Source organism: Sungkyunkwania multivorans (genome assembly GCF_042675645.1).
Classification (GTDB): Bacteria; Bacteroidota; Bacteroidia; order Flavobacteriales; family Flavobacteriaceae; genus Sungkyunkwania; species Sungkyunkwania multivorans.
In genome coordinates, this window is record NZ_JBHTJH010000004.1 from 69,993 (window position 1) to 94,418 (window position 24,426).

22 protein-coding genes and 3 tRNA genes are annotated in these 24,426 nt (G+C 40.4%); 10 read left to right on the forward strand and 15 right to left on the reverse strand.

Translation table 11 applies throughout. The features are described from left to right. Positions 1-30: 30 nt before the first annotated feature. The 5 genes from ACFQ1M_RS03310 to ACFQ1M_RS03330 form a co-directional block, all read right to left on the reverse strand. Positions 31-930 (reverse strand): MerR family transcriptional regulator, encoded by a 900-nt coding sequence (locus ACFQ1M_RS03310; protein WP_386403838.1) that lies wholly within the window; start codon positions 928-930, stop codon positions 31-33. A 331-nt stretch (positions 931-1,261) separates the two neighbouring features. Next, positions 1,262-1,786: an RDD family protein gene (locus ACFQ1M_RS03315; RefSeq protein WP_386403841.1), complete on the reverse strand. Its 525-nt coding sequence runs from the start codon at positions 1,784-1,786 to the stop codon at positions 1,262-1,264. Positions 1,787-1,944: 158 nt separating this feature from the next. Next, entirely contained in the window at positions 1,945-3,756 is a 1,812-nt protein-coding gene (locus ACFQ1M_RS03320; protein ID WP_386403844.1) for an AAA family ATPase, read from the reverse strand. Further along, entirely contained in the window at positions 3,756-4,238 is a 483-nt protein-coding gene (locus tag ACFQ1M_RS03325) for an ABC-three component system middle component 2 (RefSeq protein WP_386403847.1), read from the reverse strand. Before ACFQ1M_RS03325 ends, ACFQ1M_RS03320 begins: the two co-directional genes overlap by 1 nt. Continuing rightward, on the reverse strand, positions 4,238-5,287 hold the full coding sequence (locus ACFQ1M_RS03330) for an ABC-three component system protein (RefSeq protein WP_386403850.1): 1,050 nt from the start codon (positions 5,285-5,287) through the stop codon (positions 4,238-4,240). The genes ACFQ1M_RS03325 and ACFQ1M_RS03330 overlap by 1 nt, the downstream gene beginning before the upstream one ends. A gap of 596 nt (positions 5,288-5,883) precedes the next feature. On the opposite strand from ACFQ1M_RS03330, the gene ACFQ1M_RS03335 reads away from it, so the two are divergent. Beyond that, positions 5,884-7,104, forward strand: a complete 1,221-nt coding sequence (locus ACFQ1M_RS03335; protein ID WP_386403853.1) for a hypothetical protein — start codon at positions 5,884-5,886, stop codon at positions 7,102-7,104. 180 nt (positions 7,105-7,284) lie between these two features. Here ACFQ1M_RS03335 and ACFQ1M_RS03340 read toward each other — a convergent pair whose 3' ends face one another. The 4 genes from ACFQ1M_RS03340 to ACFQ1M_RS03355 form a co-directional block, all read right to left on the reverse strand. Next, the gene (locus ACFQ1M_RS03340) at positions 7,285-8,382 is read right to left on the reverse strand and encodes a ligand-binding sensor domain-containing protein (RefSeq protein WP_386403856.1); all 1,098 of its coding nucleotides are present in this window, start codon (positions 8,380-8,382) and stop codon (positions 7,285-7,287) included. Between the two features lie 502 nt (positions 8,383-8,884). Further along, positions 8,885-8,970, reverse strand: a tRNA-Leu gene (locus ACFQ1M_RS03345). A gap of 580 nt (positions 8,971-9,550) precedes the next feature. After that, positions 9,551-9,623, reverse strand: a tRNA-Lys gene (locus ACFQ1M_RS03350). A 122-nt stretch (positions 9,624-9,745) separates the two neighbouring features. Next, positions 9,746-9,818 (reverse strand) — tRNA-Lys (locus ACFQ1M_RS03355). A 134-nt stretch (positions 9,819-9,952) separates the two neighbouring features. Between ACFQ1M_RS03355 and ACFQ1M_RS03360 the strand changes: the two genes are divergently transcribed. Next, positions 9,953-10,471 carry a shikimate kinase gene (locus tag ACFQ1M_RS03360; protein ID WP_386403858.1) on the forward strand — a complete coding sequence of 173 codons (519 nt, stop codon included), beginning with the start codon at positions 9,953-9,955 and terminating at the stop codon, positions 10,469-10,471. Here the strand turns inward: ACFQ1M_RS03360 and ACFQ1M_RS03365 are convergent. Further along, positions 10,468-10,971 carry a phosphoribosyltransferase family protein gene (locus ACFQ1M_RS03365; RefSeq protein WP_386403861.1) on the reverse strand — a complete coding sequence of 168 codons (504 nt, stop codon included), beginning with the start codon at positions 10,969-10,971 and terminating at the stop codon, positions 10,468-10,470. The genes ACFQ1M_RS03360 and ACFQ1M_RS03365 overlap by 4 nt on opposite strands. 87 nt (positions 10,972-11,058) lie before the next feature. After that, positions 11,059-11,442, reverse strand: coding sequence for an RNA-binding S4 domain-containing protein (locus tag ACFQ1M_RS03370; RefSeq protein ID WP_386407047.1), 384 nt, complete (start codon positions 11,440-11,442; stop codon positions 11,059-11,061). A 163-nt stretch (positions 11,443-11,605) separates the two neighbouring features. On the opposite strand from ACFQ1M_RS03370, the gene ACFQ1M_RS03375 reads away from it, so the two are divergent. Beyond that, positions 11,606-12,634 carry an FKBP-type peptidyl-prolyl cis-trans isomerase gene (locus ACFQ1M_RS03375; RefSeq protein ID WP_386403864.1) on the forward strand — a complete coding sequence of 343 codons (1,029 nt, stop codon included), beginning with the start codon at positions 11,606-11,608 and terminating at the stop codon, positions 12,632-12,634. Between the two features lie 50 nt (positions 12,635-12,684). Here ACFQ1M_RS03375 and ACFQ1M_RS03380 read toward each other — a convergent pair whose 3' ends face one another. The 3 genes from ACFQ1M_RS03380 to ACFQ1M_RS03390 all read right to left on the reverse strand — a co-directional run bounded on the left by ACFQ1M_RS03380 (position 12,685) and on the right by ACFQ1M_RS03390 (position 15,255). Continuing rightward, a complete protein-coding gene (locus ACFQ1M_RS03380; protein ID WP_386403867.1) occupies positions 12,685-13,278 on the reverse strand; it encodes an outer membrane beta-barrel protein in 594 nt (197 codons plus the stop codon). Positions 13,279-13,429: 151 nt separating this feature from the next. Then, positions 13,430-14,383, reverse strand: a complete 954-nt coding sequence (locus tag ACFQ1M_RS03385) for a transketolase family protein (RefSeq protein WP_386403870.1) — start codon at positions 14,381-14,383, stop codon at positions 13,430-13,432. Positions 14,384-14,409: 26 nt separating this feature from the next. Beyond that, complete coding sequence (locus ACFQ1M_RS03390) at positions 14,410-15,255, reverse strand: transketolase (RefSeq protein ID WP_386403873.1); 846 nt, start codon at positions 15,253-15,255, stop codon at positions 14,410-14,412. A gap of 167 nt (positions 15,256-15,422) precedes the next feature. On the opposite strand from ACFQ1M_RS03390, the gene tgt reads away from it, so the two are divergent. The 6 genes from tgt (at position 15,423) to ACFQ1M_RS03420 (ending at position 22,643) form a co-directional block, all read left to right on the forward strand. Continuing rightward, the gene (gene tgt, locus ACFQ1M_RS03395) at positions 15,423-16,553 is read left to right on the forward strand and encodes a tRNA guanosine(34) transglycosylase Tgt (protein WP_386403876.1); all 1,131 of its coding nucleotides are present in this window, start codon (positions 15,423-15,425) and stop codon (positions 16,551-16,553) included. 1 nt (position 16,554) lies between these two features. Beyond that, entirely contained in the window at positions 16,555-17,634 is a 1,080-nt protein-coding gene (locus ACFQ1M_RS03400; RefSeq protein WP_386403879.1) for an LptF/LptG family permease, read from the forward strand. Beyond that, complete coding sequence (locus ACFQ1M_RS03405; protein ID WP_386403882.1) at positions 17,621-18,514, forward strand: DMT family transporter; 894 nt, start codon at positions 17,621-17,623, stop codon at positions 18,512-18,514. The genes ACFQ1M_RS03400 and ACFQ1M_RS03405 overlap by 14 nt, the downstream gene beginning before the upstream one ends. A gap of 57 nt (positions 18,515-18,571) precedes the next feature. After that, positions 18,572-19,525: an acetyl-CoA carboxylase carboxyltransferase subunit alpha gene (locus tag ACFQ1M_RS03410; protein WP_386403885.1), complete on the forward strand. Its 954-nt coding sequence runs from the start codon at positions 18,572-18,574 to the stop codon at positions 19,523-19,525. 168 nt (positions 19,526-19,693) lie between these two features. Beyond that, positions 19,694-21,241: a replicative DNA helicase gene (dnaB, locus tag ACFQ1M_RS03415; protein ID WP_386403888.1), complete on the forward strand. Its 1,548-nt coding sequence runs from the start codon at positions 19,694-19,696 to the stop codon at positions 21,239-21,241. 217 nt (positions 21,242-21,458) lie between these two features. Beyond that, positions 21,459-22,643: an asparagine synthetase B gene (locus ACFQ1M_RS03420; protein WP_386403891.1), complete on the forward strand. Its 1,185-nt coding sequence runs from the start codon at positions 21,459-21,461 to the stop codon at positions 22,641-22,643. On the opposite strand, the gene ACFQ1M_RS03425 is transcribed toward ACFQ1M_RS03420, so the two are convergent. Beyond that, a complete protein-coding gene (locus ACFQ1M_RS03425) occupies positions 22,644-23,027 on the reverse strand; it encodes a ribosomal maturation YjgA family protein (RefSeq protein WP_386403894.1) in 384 nt (127 codons plus the stop codon). Between the two features lie 89 nt (positions 23,028-23,116). On the opposite strand from ACFQ1M_RS03425, the gene rimO reads away from it, so the two are divergent. Further along, positions 23,117-24,418: a 30S ribosomal protein S12 methylthiotransferase RimO gene (gene rimO / locus ACFQ1M_RS03430; RefSeq protein WP_386403897.1), complete on the forward strand. Its 1,302-nt coding sequence runs from the start codon at positions 23,117-23,119 to the stop codon at positions 24,416-24,418. Positions 24,419-24,426 lie beyond the last annotated feature (8 nt).

Consider the following 24,426-nt stretch of genomic DNA (forward strand, 5'->3'; position numbering starts at 1 on the left):
TTAAACAAATCATCAGTAGGGATTGTAATTTTACAATTCTTTAACGACTTCGGTTATCGAGCCGAAAATTTTGATGTTCGGTTGAAGTGACGCTTGATCGATGTATTGCGTCTGATGTCCTAAGATCCACAGATGATTGTCCTTGTTGCTCCCGATAAGGTCGATAAACTCTTTCAAGTAGCCATCTAATCTATCTTTGGTAGGAGTAACAGTGAAGTAAGATACAAAATTTAGGCTATCATAATATTTAAGCAGATCGGACAAGGACTCCAAAGGAACCGTTTGTCCGAGGTAAATGGATTGGTAGCCATGTAGGATCACCTCATAATTTAAATATAACAGACCGATCTCGTGAATTTCGTTATCCGGCAAATACAACACAAATACCTTCGATCGATTACTCGGCTCTGCCATCTGCAACTTCTCGGTATTGATCAGAATCTTCTGTTTGATGAGGCCTGTGATGAAATGTTCGTGCGCCGGGCTTATCGTATCGGTCTGCCATAGCAATCCAAGCTCGTTGAGCAATGGAATAAATATTTCATAGAAGATCTCTCTAAATGATTTTTCAGCCAAAAGACTGTTGTAGGTAGAGTAGAAGAGCGACTGATCAAAATTGATCATAGAAAGCTTGAACGCATTGATCGACTGATTTTTTACACTATTCTCGGAAACGATCTCTCGTACGATAATAGGTATTCGCTCTTCTGGAATCTTGGCAATCTTGGAGATCTTATACCCGTTATTATACAAAAGCGTGATATTAAGCAACTTTTGGAGGTTCTTAAGATCGTAGTTCCGAATGTTGGTGTCGGTGCGCTCTGGGGTCAGCAAATTGTAACGCTTTTCCCAAATACGAATGGTGTGAGCCTTGATTCCTGAAAGATTTTCCAAGTCTTTGATACTGAAGGACTTCTTTACCGAATTCATATTTGTTTAATATTTTTTTTAAAAGACTAAACTAAATTAATGATAATTACCGAATATAAAGGGTTTTTGTGATAAATTAACATTATTCTGTTGAGGATGGAGCCCGATATTGCTTACTTTTTTTTATTGGTTTGACCCTATTTTTAGAGATGATTCTTGTAGTACGACATTGAGCGACCAGCGATCGGTTGAAGTGAGGTACGGTATATATACGATCCTGAGGGTTTGGGAATTATAGATGGGATGCGGAGCAAGTCATATCAAAATAAAGAAGGTGGTTTAAGTACAAAAGAAAATATTGATTAACTTTAGAGGACTGGACTAGGGTTTTTCATAGGAGCCGTTGTTGTACGCTGGTTACTTTAATTTTACTATTCGCAATCTTATCGTAAATACTACTTTCTCCTTTTGAAATAACTATACTGACGAGATAGATCACTATAATTATTTGAGGCAGTATCAGTAAAATCCAAACCCAAATGGGCACATCATTTTCATATTTCGAGTAGAAGACTATCCAATGGACTCCAGTATGTGCAATTTCCCAAGGCAAAAATTTTAAAATATTCCTTTGAAGAATTCTCGGTTTTGCGCTATCTGACTCAGAAAAAACGGAAATATTCATTATTCTTTTTCCTATAGTTGCTCTACGACTGCCTTTTTCGGATAAGAAAAAGTAAAGAAAAACAGGTAAGGTTAATGTAATGAAACCTAAGAATTGCCCACTAATTGGAGTCAATGCCAACTCTTTTAAATTCAGAATTACTGTTAGTCCAAATAATAGTAGAGCGTATATTACAATAATGATGTAGTCAAGACTATAGGCTATCAACCTTCTGAAAATCAGTTTTTCCATTTTTTATACTTGTATACAACGGTCTTGTATATGAAAAGTAGCGGATTTTTAAGCACTTACTTTTCCGTTTGTTACTGTCTTTTGATTTGTAAAATTCATTTTCGTTTTAGCGATTAAACCGCTATTTTTTATACACGTCTTAATTAAGCGGTAGGCTTTTATTTCTCGGGTATAAATCCATTCTTTCTACTATACTTAATATGATTTATTTTGTCTTTTATATCAATTGGTGGTTCCTCGTTCTCAATTATTATTATCTGGTCTAATTCGTTATTAGAGGTCACATATCTATAAAAATCCATTGCTAAATCATCACTTATTGTAACCTCTCCTTCATTTTCAGGTTTACGATATGTGACTAACGGCGAGTCCAAAATAGGCACACCTATTGAATAATCTTTTTGAGATATTAACTCTTGTAAAGCCACAATAAATGCGGAATAAATAATTGCTCTATAGCCCTTACCAGATAGATTTCTATTCTCTCCAGATATTACAAAATCATTCTGTTCCTCACTATAGCTAACATCTGTTAAGTTGGGATAATTATAACCTTCAAGTACTGATTTCAAGGCTTTTGAAAGTGGTGTTAATGATGCAGTTGTGATATATTCAAAAGATTCTTTAGAATTGGAACTAGGTATTGAATTTTCTAATTTTTCTTTTTCTTTTTTAAATTTCTCTAATTGTTCAAATTTATACAATGCACCAAGAACAATACTTTTCTTTTCATTTTCTCGATTAATTTGTTCAATGATAAAACCCATTTCTAACCCAACACCTTTATCAAGTTCTAAAGTATATTCGTCTATATTTTTTTCTAAACTAAAAACAGCCTTGGAGATATCATTAAACTCTTCCTTAAGAACTTTTTCTGATTCAATTAGTTCTTGAAGTAATGTTTCAATTTTCTCTATTTCTGTGCTACAAGAATCGATTATTTTCTTAATGTCAGCAATTGAACATTCTTGCTTAATTTCTCCATTACAAAGTGGACAATTGCCGTTTGCAGAGTGATTCTCTTCGTTTAATAATACACTTGTTTCTATGGTTGATTTCAAACGGGCAATATCTGAGTGATAATGTGCCTTTAAGAGGTCTGTTCTTTTATACAATTCTTCAATTACTCTCCTTCTTGATTGCCTTATGTAAAGTACTTCTAAGGCTTCCATTCTTTTGCTCTCTATTTCGTTATATTTATTTTGTAGGCTAGAGTGTTTTTTACTTAATTTTTCTATTACAGAATTAGTTTCTGCGAGAATTAAAGAAGGGTCAACTTTATAGGTTTTAAGTTCTTTTTCATTTTCAATTATAAATTCTTTAAGTATTTCTAATTTCCCTTTTCTATTTGCTAGTTGGTTTTGAGATAGAGATTCAATAACGGTGCTATCATCTCTGCCTGTTGCAATTAATTTCAAAACATTAGACTCTTCCGTTGCTTTGGTATAATGACTAATTATTAAAGAATCCTCCGTTGTTATTTGAGTTTCATTAACCATAGAGAATTTGACTATATCTCTATATGAAATTTGTCTGGTTTTGCCTTTTTGATTTGTTCTGATTCTTTTACCAGCTAGGTTATTTAATTTTAACAAAAAAGCAGAAACAGTTTTCTCGCTAGACGGATTGTGTTTTCTATCAAGTATTTCAAATTCTTCAGATTCTTTAATGTTATCAATACTTGAATTATAGAGTTGGAAATTTCCACCTTTTAAATCACTTAATAAAGTATAGTGGTCATTTTGGGAATCTATAATTTCTAAATATATAAAATCATAGGATCTTGCTTGCTTAATAGACTTTGGAGGTTTTGAACCGCCAAACATATAGTTTAAGCATTGAAATATAAAAGTCTTGCCTACATTAGAAGGTCCAGTAATGATGTTAACACCTTTTTCAAAAACTACACTTGCTTTTTCAACAGAATTCCCTGTTAGTCTTAACTCTTTTAGAATGAACCCTGTTTTCATTATTGTAAAATTTCAATATTAAACTCATTGTCTATCTCTGATAGCTTTGGAGTCATAATGTTTTTTAGTTCTTGTTTAGTGTGCTTTGAGAATTTATCAATTGCCCATTTTGCTCTATTTTGAAGTTCAATTGAATATTTTTCTTCAAGTGACTCGAGAAATGGCATGGCATTCTCTGTGGCCTTATATTCTATTCCATTTATATTATATTGTTTTTCGATTAAATTCTTTGCGACAAAAAGGTTCAGCCCTTTCTCGATAATTGAACCTCTAACCATTATTTCACCTGCCCGATAGGGTACCGCAGGATGAAGGCTTTTTGTCGTTTTGTCAATATCTGCTGAATGAATAGTTAGATAATCTAGATATACAAGATTTTGTAAATCACAAGATTTAGGAAAAGCTTCATTCAAAATAGTTAAGATTCTAAGACCAGCTTCAACACTATTATTGAATGGATTTATATTTTTAGTGTTTTCCATTATATCCATTTAATTTTTTTATCATTAACTAATTGATGGCAAACTCCGCTTCGGTCATTAATAATACTAACATCCTTTAAGGGATTCGAAGAGATTACAATTTTGCGAGCCTCCTTTTCTGCTTCTTTTACTTTTATAAAACTATTAGAGTATTCGTCCTCGACAATATCAATAATACCACCTAATATTTCGTTTTGAAAGTCTTCAAAAGTGTCAATAGGTAAACTATCTCTAGAGAAGTTTCTTAATTGTTCAGCGTGATGAAAGCTGATTCTTGCCCTATTAAAATGATTTTTATAATGCATTTTTGAATCTAGTTCTTCTACCTTTTTATAATTTTCATTGCTTTCAGAAGCATAAGCAGATAGTAATTGATTTACATATGTCGTTTCAGAATTTTGAATCGAGCTAGGAATTGTGCTCGTATCTAATTTTTCACGTTCTGGTAATCCTCCACCAAACCTTATCAGATGATTTGGATGATTAATGTGTTCTTTTAAAATGTTTTTGGTGTGAATTTTTTCAAAAATTGAAAAATCAAAATTATTTACCCATTTCAGTAATTCACCTTCTAATATAATTTGTTTGTTAGATATATGATTTTCACAATACTTCACCCAATTTTTTTTGATAGCTTTCTTTAATTCACTGGGGTTCTGTAATAATTTGGAGAGAGAAGTTCCGCAACCTTTAGGCGAAACGAAATAGAATTTTCTAGGTTTGGGATATTCTTTATGAAACGTGTGAAATAAAATCTTTCCAAATTCTTTATATACTTGAGTAGGAGTTAATGCACTATCGTAATGTTTGCATTGATAACAATCCCATATATAGTTGGCTTTGTTCTTGTCAGAAACATATCCAACTACGTCTCTTCCTTTGTCACCAGCACCTCCAAACCTTTCCGTTTCTACATATTCACTTTTTTTTATTACAATCCATTCTTCAATAAATTCTTCCCAGTCATCAAATGACATATGTTCAATCATCTTAAGAGGTATTATTCTCTTACCGTAATTGACTTGATGTGATGTTTTGTAGTATGTCATTTTTTTTCAGCTTACCGCTAACTTGTATATAAACGCAATGGCGTTTATTATCTATTTATTTTATTCGATCATGCAGTTTATTCCTCCATATTGGTCGGCCAAACGCCACTGCGACTAGATGTTCAAGTAAAAATAAGAAGTTTCCAGTAGCTAACATTACGGTTTTCCCGTAAAACCATAAGTACTGCCTAATAGGGAATAACGTCCAAGTCCTCGGGGATTACACATAAGATGCGGAGCAAATTAGATCAAAATAAAAAAAAGGTGGTCTAAAGCAAGAGGAAAATAGCAACTAACTTCAGAGAACTGGACTAGGGCTTTTCAAAGGGGGCTTGGTGATGCTTTATTATTTTCCCGTTCCTTTCAACATTCACTGTACATCAGAACTTACATTAAGCATCAAATTTTAAATCAAATTAGAAATGATGCGTCAGCTTTTTATCTCATTAGTGTTTGATTATCTGATGATTAACATCCCTTGATGCTTGCTCACTACATGTCGGAATTGTTCTAGTATTTCTCGGAATTATTACAGGCGATACGTGTAAAAGCCTCTAGTTTTATCAAAAACTTTTAGAAACGATACACACCTCATTATGAATGATTCACAAACGGAATTAAAGGGCGCGCTTCAATTTGCGAAAGCAATTGAACAAGCACGGGAAATCATGTTAACAGCACCTTGGTATGTTTTTAGTCCAACTCCCGAACAAGAACTTGCTGCGGCAGAAAAGCAACTTAAACACCAAATAGCCGCCGCGCTGGACGAAGGTTTTGTTGTTCACGATCCGCTTCATCCTGAATTTAGGGTGATGAGCCAGCATAATCAGTACGGTCTATACAATCCCGATAATAAGTATTTTGCTGCTACGATCTCGTCAGATGGCGTATATGTGATCCGCGGTAAACGAGGTACAAGTGCATCTCTTGAAATACAGGTCGGTGCGGGTGATCCTGGTTATAATGAAAATTTAACGAGCCCTATCACCGTAGATCAAATTACGGGAGAAGATTTAAATCTTAGGAGCGACGATACATTTGAAATTATTATAAGCGATACCAAACCGGAAGGAGCCGAAAATTGGTTGCAAAATTATAAAGGTGATTATCAAGCAAACAGCATTCTTATTCGAGAAGGTTTTATGGATTGGGAAAAAGAAAAAGGTGGCACCTGGTATATTGAGCGCATGGATACAAGCGGTCAACCCAATTCCAACCCCAGCCCTAAAGTGGTAAACGATCAATACGCACGAGCCTCTGAATATTTAATTAACGCTACCAAAGGTTGGGTGAAGTTTGTGGATCGCCTAAGAGCAAACTTGGCCAGTGGTCACCTAAGTCAACCGCGCCCCACCCAAGACGGCAGTGGTTTGCCTGGACAATGGAATGCAGCCGGATTTTTTCCAATGGCACCTGATGATGCGCTCATTATTACAGTGTCAAGATCGAACGCTAAATATCAATCCATTCAGGTAGGGGATTTTTGGTTCAATGCTCTTGATTTTTACCAACGTCAAACAAGTTTAACTACAGCGCAAGCACAGATAAATGACGAAGAATACCGATTCGTAATTAGCGCCAAGGATCCCGGTGTGGCAAATTGGCTTGATACAGCAGGTACACAGAAAATCTTTGTTTTTATGCGATGGCAAGGAATGCCGGAATGCGAGGAGCCATCTGCCGTTCGTGCAAAAATGGTCAAGTTCAAAGAGCTTCGTAAGTGCCTTTCGGATGAGCCGTTTTTTGGACCAAAGAAAAGGCAAGCGCAGCTTGCTGCACGTAAAGCCGCAGCATTGACCAAACCCAGAGGGTTTTAGGAAATAACAACAAGTGAATCACTTAACGCAACATGTCTCTTATTTTAGATTTAAGTTCTTGAGTTTAGTGTGGTTTCGGCTATGAGTAGTTGCGCCTGCCGGCAGGCAGGCAGGCAACCCCCCAGAACGATGCCGTTGGGCTGGTCACACAAAGCCATTGTCGGCGGTTCGGTTTTTTATTTAATATTTTCTTTCAAATGATGTTCCATTGAAGATATATACACCACTTGCGCTTGCTCCTCCGAACCATAACTCTCCATTATTCGCTCGGTAAATAGTCCAAATTTGATTGCTTTCAAGACCGTTCTCTTTTGAGAAATTGACGAAAGTACTTCCGTCATATTTCCAGACACCTGATTCGGCAGTTCCGAACCAAATGTTTCCTGAATCGTCTTCACTGATTGCAAATACCCGCTCAAGGGAATTCCCATTGGTATTTTTTTGTTTTAGTTCGTTTAGTTCCGTAAAGTTTATCAATTCCGTTCCGTCATATTTGAAAACACCAATTCCATTATTCCCAATCCAAATGTTTCCTTTGCTGTCTTCCATTAAACTACGAATATGCAAAAAGCCTGTTTCCTCATTAAGTCCGAGAAGCTCATTGTCGATAATTTTGAAATCAGAACCTTTGTATGCTATTGCTGCACCATAAGTCCCGAACCAAATATTTCCATTTTTGCTTTTGACGAATGGTGTAGTGATTGAATAGTAGTTTTCTTCTCCTTCTTTAGGCCTTATAGGAAAAGCTCTATACGATATTTCTTTTCCATCATATTGATAAACACCAGGTTTTTCCTCGAATTCATTATAACCAGTAGCTTTGTCTCCTTTAAACCAAAGGCTTTTTTTAATTAGGTTCCAATTACCCTTTGAATTAAAATTTCTTTTTGCTCGCTCGGTAATTTTGGTTCCATCATAGCTACTGAGTCCTTCGCCACCTTCAAACCAAATCTCACCATTCTCATATTCGTAAATTGACCTAATTTGCATATCAGACAATCCTTCATTTTTGGTGTAGTAAGTGAAGTGATTACCATCAAATTTAGCTACTCCTTCCTGATGACTTCCGAACCAGATATTGCCTTTGCTGTCTTCTAATATTGAACGAATGCCAGAAGTAAATTTCAGTTTAATGATGTCATTTTCAGCTTTTTTTTTCGATTGGTTTTCAGTAGCGATTTGCTCTTGCTCTTTGGACTGCTTTCTATTGGTGCAAGAGTTGAAAAAGATAATCAGAACTGATAGCAATATTATTTTATTAAATCTTCCGTTTTTCATTGATTTTGTTGACTTGTGCGAGTTTATTCTACATGACGCACAACTTATATAAAAACGCAATGGCGTATATTTTTCTATACACCCAATTCTTATGGAGGATATACCAACATATAGGTCGGCTAAACGCCATTGTACTGTATACTCTAGTAAAAATAAGAAGTTTCCGGTAGCTGGCGTTGCTGTTTTCCTGTAAAACAATAAGTTCCACAGGTTGTGATTTCTTTGGAGATGTTTTTGGAAAGTGCGCACGACCCCGAGTCCTCGAGGGAACTTCCACGGGACATGTTTTCTTTGGAGATGTTTTCTTGGGAATGTTTTCTTTGGGAAAGTGCGCACGACCCCGAGTCCTCGGGGGAACTTCCACGGGATGTGTTTTCTTTGGGAATGTTTTCTTTGGAATGTGTTCTTTGGGAAAGTGCGCACGACCCCGAGTCCTCGGGGGAACCTCCACGGGATATGTTTTTGTTGGAGATGTTTTCTTGGGAATGTTTTCTTTGGAAAGTGCGCACGAGAAGACTCGAACTTCCACGGGATTTAACTCCCACTAGGCCCTCAACCTAGCGCGTCTACCAATTCCGCCACGTGCGCTTCAATAAATGAGCTGCAAATATAAATATTTTGTGAAGTTAATATAACTTCCATGGTAATATTTATTCAGCAGAAGATATCAAACCCGTAGAATAGTCTCCATAGTAGGCAAAGGATCCATCGGACAAGCGACGAAACTATATATCGTTAATGCAGCTATCAGTAGTAAAGGCTGCTCGATCTCCAGCGCGTAAAATAAAAAGACCAAGATCTAAGAAGAACTTGGTCTTTTGGCTATAAAAATAATTTAAACTAATCCTCTGAATATTGTTGCCTAGCAATATCCTTTACTTACACTGTAAAGTTATGATTGTCCTATTCAATTATGTACTACGGATGTAGCAAATGATGATACAGATGTTGTATGGAAGTAATGATCGTTTCATTTGTGATCTGTCTCGTCCGTTGCTGTGGGCTATAATCAGCAAATTTAAGGCAGGTCCTTGTTCTTTTCAGATGGAAGGAATGATGTGTCCCAGCTTTATGTTTGGCAACATCTTTAAGTCGCCTTTGGTAAAGAGTCAAGTTTATTTCATAAAAAAAACCCTGACAATTTTGTCAGGGTTTCCATAGTTTTTAGTGACCTGGCTGGGGCTCGAACCCAGGACCCTCTCCTTAAAAGGGAGATGCTCTACCAACTGAGCTACCAGGTCGCTTATATTTAAAAATGGTGACTCGGCTGGGGGTTCCCTTAACTGCCCTTGGGACATGCTTTTCGCCAAATCTGGATATTGATCATTTGTGGATGTTCCATTGATACAAATATCCTTTTATGTGACTCGGCTGGGGCTCGAACCCAGGACCCTCTCCTTAAAAGGGAGATGCTCTACCAACTGAGCTACCGAGTCGGTTGCATTTCTGCAATGCGGGTGCAAATATACTATCTATAATTTATTTTTCAAGTCATTTGTGGCATAATTTTGGTTTTTTTTTGAGGGGTATTTCAATGCTAAAGAATGAAGAGTTTTACTATATTTCGAATATGATAATTTTGATTGGATACATGGGTAGCGGAAAGTCTTCCGTAGGAAAAGTTCTTGCTCAAAAGATACAAAGGGACTTTGTGGATTTAGACGCATATATCGAAGAAAAGGAGCAGAGGACCATTTCAGAGATCTTTGAAACGGATGGGGAGATCAAATTTCGTATGTTGGAGCATCGCTATCTCAAAGAACTGCTAGAGGCCATTCCAAATTGCGTATTATCGCTGGGAGGCGGCACGCCATGTTATGCTGGCAACATGGAGTTGATAGCACACTACGGTGTACCAACGTTTTATTTGAAGGCTAGCATCCCTAATTTGACCGATCGTCTTTGGGGTGAGCGCAAATCACGTCCTCTGATCAAGTATCAAGAAAGCAAGGAGCAGCTTATGGAATTTATAGGAAAGCATCTTTTTGAGCGTCATCCCTACTATTCAAAAGCCGGTGTAACGATCCTTGTGGACGGAAGATCGATAGAGGAGATCGCTACAGAGATCGCCGAGATAACTCTTGCCTAGCTCAAATAGGCGAGATCGTTTTTTTCGGAAAATTCAACTTCGACATGCTCGTGCAATGAAGTGGAAAGTGATATTCCTTTAAAATCAGCTTTGATAGGATATTTTTTGTGATTTCTATTCACCAGAACAGCAGTTTTAAATCGCTTAAGCGGAACCTCTAAGAAATGTTTTACCCCATACACTAAGGTCGTGCCAGAATTGAGCACATCATCTACCAAGACGACCGCTTTGTTTTTGTAGTCGACAGCATCCATGGAAGTGGTGATGGCATTCAATGGATCCTTCTTGTCGATATGGACCTCGCACAGCGATATCTTCGCGTCGCAGATGCCCATCAGCACTGCTTGTATTTTTTTGGCAAAAGTAAAACCTCCTCCAGCAATTCCGGCGATGACAATTTCGGACTCATCAGAATTGGTCTCATAAATCTGGTAGGCGATCCTTCTTATTTTATGTTGGATCTCCTCGTTGGTAAGGATGATGTTCTTGGTGGCGCTCATTCAAATACTTTTCTTCAAAGATAGAAAACAGTTGCTTGTCCTTTCCAGGTTTTGTCCATTTATTAATACCGACCAGCGGCTTTAGGGTCAATCATCTTCTTCGAGAGGATGGTCTTTAAAACCATCGATATCTCTCCGGTCTTTTTTGGTCGGCCGGCCGGTGCCTTTCTTTCGATAGTGATCTTTCGCCAATTTTAAGAGCTCGGTATGTTCAAAAGCCTCTTTTGGGGTGGTATCTGTCCGATAGATATCAACGAGTTTGGCACCTACACGACTCGGGGGAATGTCCAGTACCGTAAGTTGGTAATCGATTTGATTCTTTCGTAGAACGATCTTATCCATTGGATATACCTCTCTCGAAGGTTTCACCACCTGGTCATTTACCCTTATATGACCCTTCTTGGCAGCAGTCGTGGCCATGTTTCGGGTCTTATAATAGCGCACACACCAAAGATATTTGTCAATTCGCATCATTATCGGTCAAAAAACTACGTTAAAGCAGTAAGCAAAAATAGGAGAAAATTGTATCTTGCGCACTTGATTTTTCAACCTAATGAATACAATGTGTATAGGTGCGAAGCAACGTTGTTTAGAAAAATGCATCTATATATTGTATCAAACTTAATGAATATCTATGTTAAAGATTTTTAAGGTCCTTTCTTTAGGCCTGTTGCTTTCCTTGTTTTTCAGCTCGTGCGGAAATGACGACGGACCAACCTCCATTCCAGTGAGAGATGTGAGTGAAGTGGCGGAGGAAGACGAACAAAGCTTGCAAAACTTTTTGTCTACGCATTTCTATAACTATGAAGAATTTCAGACACCTCCTGCCGATTTTGACTTTAAAGTGATCATAGACACCATCGAAGGAGTCAATGCCAATAAAACCCCATTGATCGATCAGGTGCTCTCTAAAGATATAGAATTTGGTGATGTAGACCATAAACTATATTATCTCGTTGCTCGTGAAGGTGCTGGCATGCAGCCCAAGTTTGCGGATTCCGTTTTTGTAAGTTATACAGGAAGTAGAGTAGAAGATAAGGTGCAGTTCGATATTAATACACAGCCAATCTGGTTCGATCTTGTTGGGAATCCCCTTATCAATTTACCGGGTGCGATTTCAGGTTTTAGAGAGGCATTGACAGAGTTCAGGGCAGCTGAGAGCTTTGAGGACTCAGATAATGACGGCGTTTTCGAATTTCAAAATTTCGGTTCGGGAGCGATCTTTATGCCCTCGGGCTTGGCCTACTTCTCTGGTGGGCAGCCAGGACAGGTGTATGCGCCTATCATGTTTACTTTTAATTTGATGCTGGCCAACGAGTCGGATCACGATAACGATGGTGTCCCTTCCTATCTTGAGGACCTTGATGGAGATGGCAATTTGTTCAGTGACGATACGGACGGAGACCGCTTCCCGGATTACATCGATACAGATGATGATGGAGACGGCGTAGCGACAGTTAATGAAGATCTAGAGCCGGATACCGATCTAAATGTGGATAGCAATGGAGATGGTATCCTTACGAATGATATAGGCGATGGTGACCCTACGAATGACGATACTGATGGTGATGGTATTCCAAATTACTTGGACAGAGATGATAATGGGTCTAAGTTGAACGATGCAGACCAAGACGGGATTCCCGACTATATTGATAACGACTAAAATTAAAACGGCGTCCTATTGGACGCCGTTTTTTTGTACAGGCTCGACCTTTATAAATTCAAGGATAGACTAAAGATGATCTGTGACGGTCTAGAATCTATGGTCCCCAAGGTGTCTCCGATCAAGGAGGCCTCATTATTGGAAAATCCACGTTCGTAGCGCGCATCCAGTCCAATGTTCCCAATTTGTACTGCAGCACCGACATTAAGACCGACCGACACATCATTTTTAACATCACCTAAGGTAACATCATCGAGGTCATTATCTAGAATGTATTGAAAAGATGGACCAGCAAAGACACTTAATGGACCGATCAATTTGTATCCCAATAGAATGGGGACATCAATTTTGCTTAGGTCGTAATCGGTTTTACCGAGCTGGCTTTCATAGCTACTTTTGGTTTTGGTATAGACCAATTCTGGACGCAGATAGAAGCTAGCGAGACCTATTCTTGCAAATCCACCGAGATGGAAACCTACTTTGCCGTCAGAACCTTCGACAATGTTTTGGGCTGCATCACCGATCTGACTGATCCTTAGCTTACCATTTTGACTATAATTAAGCCCTGCTTTTACGCCAAAATCAATTTGGGCAAAAAGCATCGTGGATGCAAACATACTTGCTAATAGAATGTAATTTTTCATGGTTATTGCTTTTAATGAGTTATATATCCAAACGATCTTGTTTGATGATTATTTTGAATGGTTTGCTGGTTGTTATAGCTGAAGAGTACATTGAAAACAAAAAAATCCCGCTCAAATGGCGGGATTCGTATTGATTCTATGCTTGAGGTGTCTATTTTCTCGCAATCACCTTTTTTGCAGCTGCTTCTATGGCATCGGCATTCAATCCATACTTTTCCATAAGCTGGGCTGGGGTCCCAGACTCTCCAAAGGTATCGTTCGTAGCGATAAATTCTTGAGGAGTCGGGTACTGTTGCGCCAGTACTCTGGCAACACTTTCTCCCAAACCGCCGAGATGGTTATGCTCTTCTGCGGTAACGATGCAGCCGGTTTTCTTCACAGAATCCAGAATCGCTTTCGCATCTAGTGGCTTTATAGTATGAATATTGATCACCTCTGCCGAGATTCCTTGTTCTTCAAGTGCTTCAGCAGCCAAAAGCGCCTCCCATACCAAATGGCCCGTGGCCACGATGGTAACATTGGTTCCCTCGTTAAGCATTACAGCTTTCCCAATTTCAAATTTCTGATCTTCCGCAGTGAAATTCGCTACTTTCGGACGTCCAAATCGAAGATAGACGGGCCCGTGGTGATCGGCGATCGCCATGGTTGCCGCTTTGGTCTGATTATAATCGCAGGTGTTGATGACCGTCATTCCGGGAAGCATTTTCATCAACCCGATGTCTTCCAGGATCTGGTGTGTGGCACCGTCTTCTCCCAAAGTTAAACCTGCATGTGATGCACAGATCTTTACGTTCTTATGAGAATAGGCAATGGATTGACGGATCTGGTCATAGACCCGACCCGTAGAAAAGTTGGCAAAGGTTCCCGTGAATGGGATCTTACCACCGATGGTCATTCCTGCGGCGAGCCCCATCATATTGGCTTCGGCGATTCCTACTTGAAAGAAACGCTCTGGATGATTCTTTTTGAATTCATCCATCTTAAGAGAACCGATGAGGTCTGCACACAAGGCAACAACATTCGCATTGGTCTTGCCCAGTTCGGTAAGTCCGGCGCCAAAGCCTGAACGCGTGTCTTTTTTCCCCGTATCTATATATTTTTTCATGATCTTTCTTTTGAATTTAACTAGCTTTAGTAATCTCCTATGGTTTCCGGATTCTGTGACAAAGCGACCTCTAATTGCTCGTCATTTGGTGCCTTCCCATGCCAGGCGTGTGTGTGCATCATAAAGTCTACGCCATTTCCCATAACGGTGTGCAGTAGCACACATACTGGCTTTCCTTTTCCGGTGCGGCCTTTTGCGCTTTTCATTCCTGAAATCACAGCTTCTAGGTCATTTCCTTCCTTAATTTCCATTACATCCCAGCCAAATGCTTCAAATTTTGCTCTTAGGTCACCTAAAGGCAATACGTCTTCGGTAGCGCCATCTATCTGTTGTCCATTGAGATCTATCGTTGCAACGAGATTATCCACATTGTTTCCTGCGGCATACATGATCGCTTCCCAATTTTGGCCTTCCTGCAATTCGCCATCGCCGTGAAGGCTATAGACAAGCTTGTCGTCGCCATTCAGTTTTTTGGTCTGTGCAGCACCTAGGGCAACAGACATTCCTTGACCCAGAGAGCCCGAAGCGACTCTAATCCCGGGAAGCCCCTCGTGCGTGGTGGGATGCCCTTGTAAGCGCGAGTCGATCAATCTAAAGGTGTTCAATTCGTCAACTGGGAAATAACCTCTTCGCGATAATACGCTGTAGAATACTGGAGAGATATGTCCATTGGATAGGAAAAAGAGGTCCTCTCCGATACCATCCATATCGAAGCCTTCATTGAGTTCCATGATTTCATTGTACATCGCCACGAAGAATTCTGTACATCCTAAAGAACCTCCCGGATGACCCGAATTCACCTTGTGAACCATGCGCAAAATATCTCTACGCACTTGTACGACCAAATCGTCTAGTTGTTGTGTGTTTGGCATTGTGTAGCTCGTTAAATTAAGGGTCAAAAGTAAGTCTTTCTCGGTCGTTAACAAAGGGAGGTTCGAAGCATTTTTCAACCATTTATTGTGAATAGCAGAAATTTATATTTTCCTTGGCAAGGAAACAGTTAGAGATGGTTATCTTTGCGGCTTGATGATTTTTTTATATGCAATTTGAACTTAAAGCCAAAGACCTGGAAAGTAAGGCTAGAGCGGGTGTGGTGACCACTGATCACGGGCAGATAGAAACTCCTATATTCATGCCTGTGGGGACCGTTGCTACCGTAAAAGGGGTGCATCAACGAGAGCTTAAAGAAGAGATCGATCCCGACATTATATTGGGAAACACCTATCACTTGTATCTTAGGCCCCAGATAGACATATTAGAGAAGGCTGGCGGTCTGCATAAGTTCATGAATTGGGACCGTAGCATTCTCACCGACAGTGGAGGCTATCAGGTATATTCTCTTTCCGCAAATAGGAAGATCAAGGAAGAAGGGGTGAAGTTCAAAAGTCATATCGACGGCTCCTATCATTTTTTCACGCCTGAGAATGTCATGGAAATACAGCGTAGTATTGGCGCTGACATTATCATGGCCTTTGATGAGTGCACTCCTTATCCGTGTGATTATCATTATGCCAAGCGCTCGATGCACATGACCCACAGATGGCTCGACCGCTGCATAGCTCATCTTGAAAAAACACCTTATAAATACGACTATACGCAAACGCTATTTCCTATTGTACAGGGAAGTACCTACAAAGACTTGCGAAAACAATCTGCCGAATACATTGCCAATGCCGGAGCCGCAGGGAATGCGATCGGAGGCTTATCCGTTGGTGAACCCGCCGAGGAAATGTACGCCATGACCGAAGTGGTCACTGAAATACTTCCGGAAGATAAACCGCGCTATCTTATGGGGGTTGGAACACCGATCAATATTTTAGAGAACATCGCTTTAGGGGTGGATATGTTCGATTGTGTTATGCCAACCAGAAATGCACGTAATGGGATGCTATTTACAGCACATGGTACCATCAATATAAAGAACAAGAAGTGGGCAGATGATTTTTCACCAATAGATGAGATGGGGATCACCTATGTAGACACCTATTACACAAAGGCTTATTTACGCCACCTTTTTGCATCTAACGAGCTATTGGGCAAGCAGATCGCTTCCATCCACAACCTCGGTTTCTACCTTTGGTTGGTTCGCGAAGCCAGAAAACATATCTTAGCAGGCGACTTTAAGACTTGGAAGAATATGATGGTAAAACAAATGGATAAACGTTTATAAAGTGAAGATCTTAGATTGGTATATATTGAAGCGCTACTTGCAAACATTCTTTGTGATGCTTTTGCTCTTTGTGCCAATCGCCATTATGGTGCATGTCTCAGAGAAGATAGACAAATTCAAAGACAACGATGTGCCATTGGACGCGATTCTCCCTTTTTATTTGGACTACACCATCTATATTGGCTTCCTGCTTTTTTCGATATTTCTATTCATTTCGGTTATTTGGTTCACTTCAAAATTGGCGAATAATACCGAGGTCATTGCGATGCTCAGCTCGGGTATTTCCTTTTACAGATACCTTCGACCCTATATGATCGGAGCCACCATCATCGCGTTCATCGCTTTGGTAGGAGGGATGTTTGTGCTACCTGCGGCCAGCAAGGGATACAACGAATTCAATTTTAAATATTTCAAAGGAGGCCTGCAAAAGGCGCAACAAACCTCGGCACTGTACAAACAAGTGAATGATAATGACTATATCTATGTAAGCAGTTACGACCCTGCCAAAAAAATGGCATACAACTTTTCTTATGAGCATTTTGATGGCAATAGACTGGTGTACAAGATCAATGCCCGAAATATTCGTTGGATAGAGGAAGACACCTTATATCGTCTTTCGGGTTATAAGAAAAGGGTCATCGAAGAGACCAATGATTCTATACAAGAAATGAGAAGGGTGGATGCTAAATTTCCCTTCAATATCGAGGATCTTTCTGTGGTGAATTATATGGCCGAAACGCTGAATTACAATGAACTGAATGACTTCATAGAAAAGGAAAGACAAAGTGGCTCGTCATTGGTCAATAATCATTTACTGGTGAAATATAAAAGAATCAGTTTACCCGTATCGGTGTTCATACTCACCATCATTGCTGTGGCCGTCGCTTCATTTAAGCGTCGTGGCGGAATGGGCGTCAACCTTGCCTTTGGCATCCTTATCGCCTTTACCTTCGTATTTTTCGATAAGATATTTGGTGTCATGGCACAGAAATCCGACTTTTCACCGATGCTTGCCGCTTGGTTGCCCAACATCGTTTTCGGAATTTTTGCAGTTTATCTCTTGAACAATGCCAAACGTTAAACTCAAAAATTATCTCCATTTACATTTTATTGTCTTCATTTGGGGTTTTACTGCCGTCCTTGGCGCCCTGATCACTATCGACGCCATACCCTTGGTCTGGTATCGGATGTTGATGGCCTCAGGTTTTATTTTCATATTTATTTATATTAGGAAGATTCCGTTGAAGATTCCCAAGAGAGTGCTGTTTGGCTTTCTTTTTGCAGGTTTGCTCATTGCGTTGCACTGGCTCACCTTCTTTAAGGCGATCAAGGTCTCCAATGTTTCCATCACCTTGGCGATGATGTCTACAGGAGCTTTTTTCACAGCGATCATGGAACCTTTCTTTTACAAGAGAAAAGTAATATGGTACGAGCTATTCTTTGGGCTGGTCGTCATTTTTGGATTGTTGATCATTTTCAATATCGAGGCCGATCATACCTTAGGCATCATCTACGGTTTGATTTCGGCCTTTCTATCCGCAGTTTTTTCGATCATCAACGGCAAGTTTGCCAAAGAGCATAATGCTTCTGTCATCTCCTTTTATGAGTTGCTCGGTGGTATGGGCTTCATTTCTATCTATCTGGCATTGAATGGTGATTTTTCCATTGATCTTTTCAAGTTACCTGCCATGGATTGGGTTTGGCTGGTGATGCTAGCATCTGTTTGTACCGCTTATGCCTTTATCGCTTCCGTGGCGGTGATGAAATATTTAAGTCCGTATACCGTAATGTTAACTATCAATTTAGAGCCCGTCTACGGAATTTTACTGGCATTTGTGGTGTTTGGTGAAAAAGAACAAATGAGCCATGAGTTCTATTTGGGAGCAGTTATTATTCTATTGACAGTCATAGCCAATGGCATCGTTAAGAATTCCAAAAGACTAAAAAGCACTTTATCCTAAGCCAACACAACGAAAGTTTTTATATTTGTATGCTAACTAACAACAATAAATAACCTCATGGAGTATTTAGAGTTTGAGCTCCCCATCAAAGAACTGGAAGAACAATTGGACAAGTGTCAGGTCATCGGTAAAGAGAGTGACATTGATGTTTCGGATACCTGTAAGCAAATAGAGAAGAAATTAGCGGCCACGAAAAAGGAGATCTACGGAAATTTGACGGCATGGCAACGTGTTCAGATGTCCAGACATCCCTCAAGGCCTTACACCTTAGATTATATCAATGCGATCTGTGGTGAAAGTTTCCTTGAGTTACATGGTGATAGAACCGTGAAGGATGACAAAGCCATGATCGGTGGTCTCGGAAAGATCGGAGATCAATCGTACATGTTTGTTGGCCAACAAAAGGGATATAACACAAAGACGAGGCAATATAGAAATTTCGGGATGGCCAATCCCGAAGGATATCGCAAAGCACTGCGATTGATGAAGTCTGCCGAGAAATTCGGTATACCTGTAGTGACCTTGATAGATACTCCGGGCGCATACCCAGGATTGGAAGCCGAAGAGCGCGGTCAGGGCGAGGCCATCGCCAGAAATATATTTGAAATGACCCGTCTCAAAGTACCCATCATTACCGTTATCATAGGTGAAGGTGCTTCGGGTGGCGCTCTGGGAATTGGGGTTGGTGATACGGTACTGATGCTAGAAAATACGTGGTATTCAGTGATTTCTCCAGAATCGTGTTCTTCAATATTATGGAGGAGTTGGGAGTATAAAGAACAGGCAGCAGAGGCCTTGAAACTGACCGCTAGCGACATGAAAAAGTTGAAGATCATCGATAAGATCGTCAAAGAACCCATAGGGGGCGCTCATTCGGATAGAGAGGCGACCTTTGCGACCGTTAGAGATGAGATCGCGAAGGCATATAAGGCTTTGGAAAAGTTATCCCCAAAAGAACTGGTGGATCAGCGTATGGAAAAGTATGATGCCATGGGAGTCTTTAAAGGTTAAAACGAACGAAATAACAGATATATTGAAATCCGAAGTGTTGGCTTCGGATTTTTTTACCCTTATCAACAATATTTTTTATTTATCAACAGTTCAATTGTTAACGAGTAGTGAAGATTAGAACTGATAAAAAGTCAGTCTCAACTTAACAATTTGTTTACATTCGCAACCATGGAAAACCTAAACCCAATAACTGGATATAAAGTAGACAAGAGCAAACTGATCAGCCTGGAGAAGGGGAAGATACCACCCCAGGCGCTCGATCTAGAGGAAGTGGTGCTTGGAGCGATGATGATCGATAAGAAAGGCGTGGACGAGATCATTGATATCTTGCATCCCGACGCTTTTTACAAAGATGCGCACAAATACATTTTTGAGGCCATTTTCAAACTATTTGAAAACTCAGAACCGATAGATCTACTCACCGTATCTGCTCAATTAAAAAAAGATGCCAAGCTAGAAACCGTCGGAGGGGATTTCTATCTGATCTCGTTGACACAGAAAGTATCTTCATCGGCGCATATAGAGTTTCATGCGCGAATTATTTTGCAAAAGTTCATTCAGCGGAGCCTCATCAAGATCTCTAGCGAGATCATCGAAGATTCCTATGACGAGACCAAAGATGTCTTTACACTATTGGACGAAGCCGAAGCTAAATTGTATGAGGTCACGCAAGGAAACATCAAAAAGTCTTCAGAGACCGCGCAAAGTTTGGTGATCCAGGCAAAAAAGAAGATCGAGGAAATTTCTAACAAAGAAGGACTTTCTGGTATTGCGACCGGCTTTACAAAATTGGATCAGCTGACCTCTGGTTGGCAGCCAAGTGATCTGATCATCGTGGCGGCACGACCTGGTATGGGTAAGACCGCTCTCACGCTGTCCATGGCCAGAAATATATCCGTAGATAGTAATATTCCCGTAGCGTTCTTTTCGCTAGAAATGTCCTCGGTACAGTTGATAACACGTTTGATCTCTTCAGAGACGGGGCTTTCTTCCGAGAAGCTAAGAACGGGTAAATTGGAAAAGCACGAGTGGGAGCAACTCAATGTAAAAGTAAAAAGCTTAGAAAAGGCACCGCTTTTTATCGATGATACTCCTTCACTCTCTATCTTCGATCTAAGAGCAAAAGCGCGTCGTCTGGCCTCACAACATGGCATTAAATTGATCATGATCGATTATTTGCAACTGATGACCGCTGGCGGCAGTCAAAAAGGTGGGAATCGAGAACAGGAAATATCGATGATCTCTAGAAATCTAAAAGCCTTGGCAAAGGAATTGAATGTGCCTGTGATAGCATTGTCACAGCTATCGCGTGCCGTAGAGACCCGTGGTGGTAGCAAGCGGCCTTTGCTCTCTGATCTTCGTGAATCTGGGGCTATCGAGCAAGATGCCGATATCGTATCATTCATCTATCGTCCGGAATACTATAAGATCGAGGAGTGGGATGATGAAGAGCGTACGCCAACCGCAGGACAAGGAGAATTTATCGTTGCGAAACATCGTAATGGTGGTTTAGATAATATTAGGTTAAAGTTTATTGGACATCTGGGTAAATTTGATAACTTGGATGACTTTGATACTCCTTTCGAGTTTCAATCAAAGATGAACAAGGATGAGGATAATCCATTCATCACCAAAGGATTGCCTAGTGCGGATGAAGCCTTTGGGAGCTCAATGAACGATGATTTTAACCCAGATGATAACGAAGTTCCTTTCTAAAATTAATACAATAAATAATCGCAAATTAATTCCCCTCCTTGTCAAGGAGGCCTGCTTGCCGGCAAGACAGGTGTGCCCGAAGGGCGGGATGGTTGAAGATTCACGAGTCTCAATAGGGAAATTATCTTTTTTATCGCCTCTAGCAAGCCTTCTTATTTGCTTGTTGTTCTTCCTTTTTACTACCTATTCGGCATTCGCCTCCTACCTGCTTATACCTATGGACGCCGAGGGCCAAGAAAATCATCTCAAAGCCTATGGCATTACCTATTGGAGCTTGGAAAGGAAAGTAAAGGTCAAATGGTTACTCAATTATCGAGGTGGCTCTTTCTTGCTACCCAATTCTGAAGAAATAAAAAAGGAATGCCAGATCCGCGGTGTTTCTTTTGAGGTCCTTTCTACTTCCAAAGCTGAAAGCATTCTCGCCGAAATTAGCAGTCCGGCAAAGAATCAAGAGGCGGTGGTTTTAGAAAAAGCACCGAAGATCGCTGTGTATTCTCCCAAAGGCAATCAGCCGTGGGATGATGCGGTAACCATGGTGTTGACCTATGCCGAGATTCCGTACACGATCGTCTATGACGAAGAGGTGCTAAGTGATGAGTTGTTACTTTACGATTGGCTGCATCTTCACCATGAAGATTTTACTGGGCAATACGGAAAGTTTTACGGGGCTTACCGAGCTGCGCCATGGTATATTCAACAAAAGAAAGAAGCAGAAGCGTTGGCGGCCAAGTTGGGCTTTAGCAAAGTCTCTGAGGAGAAGCAGGCCGTCGCGTTAAAGATCAGAGATTATGTTGTGGGTGGCGGATTTATGTTTGCCATGTGTTCGGCTACCGATAGTTTTGACATTGCCCTGGCAGCCGAAAATGTGGATATCTGTGAGCCGATGTTCGACGGTGACCCTTCCGACCCAAATTATCAATCGCGTATCGATTACAGAAAAACATTCGCCTTTACCAATTTTACTTTGGAAAGAAGACCCGATCGTTATGAGTTCTCATCGATAGATATGACCAATAAGCGAAGGATCTCTCAAGAGACCGATTATTTCACCTTGATGGATTTCTCCGCAAAGTGGGACCCCATCCCAACGATGCTCTGTCAAAACCATACCGCTTTGGTAAAAGGTTTTATGGGGCAGACCACTTCTTTTGATCGCAACGAGATCAAAGCCAACGTGCTGGTGATGGGAGAGAATAGAAGTAATGGAGAAGCAAGATATATCCACGGCATCAAGGGCAAGGGATTCTTTACTTTCTACGGCGGACACGACCCTGAGGATTATCGCCATAGGGTTGGTGACCCTAAGACAGAATTGGACCTGCATCCAACTTCACCCGGCTATCGTTTGATATTGAACAATGTCCTTTTTCCCGCCGCGCGCAAGAAAAAGCAGAAAACCTAATTATCTATTTCGAACATTTGTGAGGAATCGCTCCATGGATATAATCGAAATACAACCCAAAGCATAAGCCAATATATCCATCCAATCAAAGGTGTTGCCCAAAACGATCGATGCTACCTTATTGTCTTCAATACCTAAAATTTTGGGCAGGTCAAACAACTGAAGCCCTTCAATAGTACAGGCAAAAACAAATATTCCTAAAATGAGTAGCAAGACATTCTTTGATTCAAGAAAACTTCGAATTGCCGCGTATATCAAAATTACCACCAGTACATCGCCAATAAAATGACGTAGAAATCCAGAACCATAACGTGCGATCAATACTTCTACCAAAAATAGCACGACAGTAAGAAGAATATATTTAATGGAAAGTCTGAATTTCATGCTGTTTTATTCAAAAGCTAAAATACAACTTTGCATCATAGGCCAAACCATTAAAAATTGTACTTTTGCAGCCCGAAAACATTCGAGATATGCGCACTAAATCCTTAAAAAAGAATAAAATAAATGTGGTCACCTTAGGTTGCTCTAAGAATGTCTACGATTCTGAGGTCTTGATGGGACAATTACGTGCTAACAAGAAGGAAGTGGTCCATGAAGAGGAAGGCAATATCGTAGTGATCAACACTTGCGGCTTTATCAACAACGCCAAGGAAGAGTCTGTGAACACGATCTTGGAATATGTGCAGAAGAAGCAAGAAGGTGCCGTGGACAAAGTGTTTGTCACCGGATGTTTGAGTGAGCGCTACAAACCAGACTTGCAGGAAGAGATTCCAGATGTAGACCAGTATTTTGGGACGACAGAATTACCTGGTCTATTAAAGGCGCTTGGTGCTGATTATAAGCACGAACTCATCGGTGAACGCTTGACCACCACGCCAAAGAATTATGCCTATTTGAAGATCGCCGAAGGATGTGACCGCCCCTGTTCCTTTTGTGCGATTCCCTTGATGAGAGGTACGCACAGATCCACTCCAATAGAGGATTTGGTAACTGAAGCTGAAAAACTTGCGGCCAACGGGGTCAAAGAATTAATTTTGATCGCGCAAGACCTCACCTATTACGGTCTTGATTTATATAAGAAAAGGCGTCTGGCGGATCTGCTCAGAGCCTTGGTGGAAGTCGATGGTATCGAATGGATACGTTTGCATTATGCCTTTCCAACTGGTTTTCCGATGGATGTACTGGAGGTAATGAATGAAGAGCCAAAAGTTTGTAACTATCTCGATATTCCACTTCAACATATATCGGATGCTATATTGAAAAGCATGCGTCGAGGTACCACGCAAGAGAAGACGACCAAACTGCTGAAGGAATTCCGTACGGCAGTGCCCGATATGACCATCAGAACGACGTTGATCGTAGGGTATCCAGGAGAGACCGAAGAAGATTTTGAAACCCTCAAAAATTGGGTCGAGGAAATGCGTTTTGAACGTTTGGGATGTTTCACCTATTCGCACGAGGAGAACACTCATGCCTACAATTTGGGGGATGATGTTCCTGAAGAAGTGAAGCAACAACGCGCTGCCGAGATCATGGAAATTCAGTCACAGATATCCTGGGAGTTGAATCAAGAGAAGATTGGGAAGACCTTTAAGGTGATCATCGACCGTAAGGAAGGGAACCATTTTGTAGGTCGTACCGAATTTGACTCGCCCGATGTGGACAACGAGGTATTGATCGATGCTACAAAACACTATGTAAAGCAAGGTGACTTTGTGGAGGTGACCATCACCGAAGCTGCCGACTTCGATCTGTATGCCGAACCTGTTTAACTCTCAAC